The following is a 2,534-nucleotide window of genomic DNA, read 5'->3' as shown; positions in this document are numbered from 1 at the left end:
CACTCTCCGAGACGGATCCTGAGTACGGCGGGACACGTGAAACCCCGTCGGAATCCGGCAGGACCATCTGCCAAGGCTAAATACTCCCTAGTGACCGATAGTGAAGCAGTACCGTGAGGGAAAGGTGAAAAGCACCCCGGAAGGGGAGTGAAATAGAACCTGAAACCGTGCGCTTACAAGAAGTCAGAGCCCTCTTTATGGGTGATGGCGTGCCTTTTGTAGAATGAACCGGCGAGTTACGTTCACGTGCAAGGTTAAGTCGGAGAGACGGAGCCGCAGCGAAAGCGAGTCTGAATAGGGCGATTAAGTACGTGGTCGTAGACCCGAAACCGTGTGATCTACCCCTGTGCAGGGTGAAGGTGCGGTAACACGCACTGGAGGCCCGAACCCACGAATGTTGAAAAATTCGGGGATGACGTGGGGGTAGCGGAGAAATTCCAATCGAACTCGGAGATAGCTGGTTCTCCCCGAAATAGCTTTAGGGCTAGCCTCGGTATTGAGAGTCATGGAGGTAGAGCACTGATTGGGTGCGGGGCCCGCCAAGGGTTACCAAGTCCAGTCAAACTCCGAATGCCATCGACTTATAACCGGGAGTCAGACAGTGAGTGCTAAGATCCATTGTCAAGAGGGAAACAGCCCAGACCATCAGCTAAGGTCCCCAAGTGTGTGTTAAGTGGGAAAGGATGTGGAGTTGCAAAGACAACCAGGATGTTGGCTTAGAAGCAGCCACCATTTAAAGAGTGCGTAATAGCTCACTGGTCGAGTGACTCTGCGCCGAAAATGTAACGGGGCTAAACACACCACCGAAGCTATGGATTGCACCGTATGGTGTAGTGGTAGGGGAGCGTTGTATGCAGGTTGAAGTCAGACCGTAAGGACTGGTGGACAGCATACAAGTGAGAATGCCGGTATGAGTAACGAAAAGACAAGTGAGAATCTTGTCCGCCGAAAGCCTAAGGGTTCCTGAGGAAGGCTCGTCCGCTCAGGGTAAGTCGGGACCTAAGGCGAGGCCGAAAGGCGTAGTCGAAGGACAACAGGTTGATATTCCTGTACCACCGTAGCCGTTATGAGCAATGGAGTGACGCAGAAGGATAGTAACGCGAGCTGATGGAATAGCTCGTCCAAGCAGTGAGGCTGATGTGTAGGCAAATCCGCACATCGTAAGGCTGGGCTGTGATGGGGAGGGAAAATTACAGTACCGAAGGTTATGTGTTCCCGCTGCCAAGAAAAGCTTCTAGCCAGGTGAAGGTGCCCGTACCGCAAACCGACACAGGTAGGCGAGCAGAGCATGCTAAGGCGCGCGGAAGAACTCTCGTTAAGGAACTCGGCAAAATGACCCCGTAACTTCGGGAGAAGGGGTGCCTCGGTAGGGTGAATAGCCCGAGGGGGCCGCAGTGAAAAGGCCCAAGCGACTGTTTAGCAAAAACACAGGTCTGTGCGAAGCCGTAAGGCGAAGTATACGGGCTGACGCCTGCCCGGTGCTGGAAGGTTAAGGGGAGCGGTTAGGGGCAACCCGAAGCTGTGAACCGAAGCCCCAGTAAACGGCGGCCGTAACTATAACGGTCCTAAGGTAGCGAAATTCCTTGTCAGGTAAATTCTGACCCGCACGAATGGCGTAACGACTTGGGCGCTGTCTCAACGAGAGATCCGGTGAAATTTTAATACCTGTGAAGATGCAGGTTACCCGCGACAAGACGGAAAGACCCCATGGAGCTTTACTGCAGCTTGATATTGGACTTTGGTACGATCTGTACAGGATAGGTGGGAGCCGTAGAAGCCTGAGCGCCAGCTTGGGTGGAGGCGCCGTTGGGATACCACCCTGATCGTATCGGAGTTCTAACCCGCCACCCTGAATCGGGTGGGGGGACCGTGTCAGGCGGGCAGTTTGACTGGGGCGGTCGCCTCCTAAAATGTAACGGAGGCGCCCAAAGGTTCTCTCAGAATGGTTGGAAATCATTCGAAGCGTGCAAAGGCATAAGAGAGCTTGACTGCGAGACCAACAAGTCGAGCAGGGACGAAAGTCGGGCTTAGTGATCCGGTGGTACCGAATGGAAGGGCCATCGCTCAACGGATAAAAGCTACCCTGGGGATAACAGGCTTATCTCCCCCAAGAGTCCACATCGACGGGGAGGTTTGGCACCTCGATGTCGGCTCATCGCATCCTGGGGCTGAAGTAGGTCCCAAGGGTTGGGCTGTTCGCCCATTAAAGCGGTACGCGAGCTGGGTTCAGAACGTCGTGAGACAGTTCGGTCCCTATCTGTCGTGGGCGCAGGAAATTTGAGAGGAGCTGTCCTTAGTACGAGAGGACCGGGATGGACGTACCGCTGGTGTACCAGTTGTTCCGCCAGGAGCACCGCTGGGTAGCCAAGTACGGACGGGATAAGCGCTGAAAGCATCTAAGCGTGAAGCCCCCCTCAAGATGAGATTTCCCAATTAGTAAGACCCCTGGAAGACGACCAGGTTGATAGGTTCGAGGTGGAAGCGCAGCAATGCGTGCAGCTGACGAATACTAATCGGTCGAGGGCTTATCCTAA

Annotated in this window: 1 rRNA gene; it reads left to right on the top strand. The window is 54.4% G+C overall.

What is annotated here, in order from left to right:
• Window positions 1-2,533, top strand: a 23S ribosomal RNA gene (locus tag BCM02_RS35030); the annotation flags it as partial.
• Window position 2,534: the final 1 nt, after the last annotated feature.

The sequence above is a fragment of the Paenibacillus methanolicus genome (assembly GCF_008124765.1).
GTDB lineage: Bacteria > Bacillota > Bacilli > Paenibacillales > Paenibacillaceae > Paenibacillus_Z > Paenibacillus_Z methanolicus.
The sequence above is the reverse complement of the archived record's forward strand: the minus strand, read 5'-3'. Positions and strand labels throughout refer to the sequence as shown.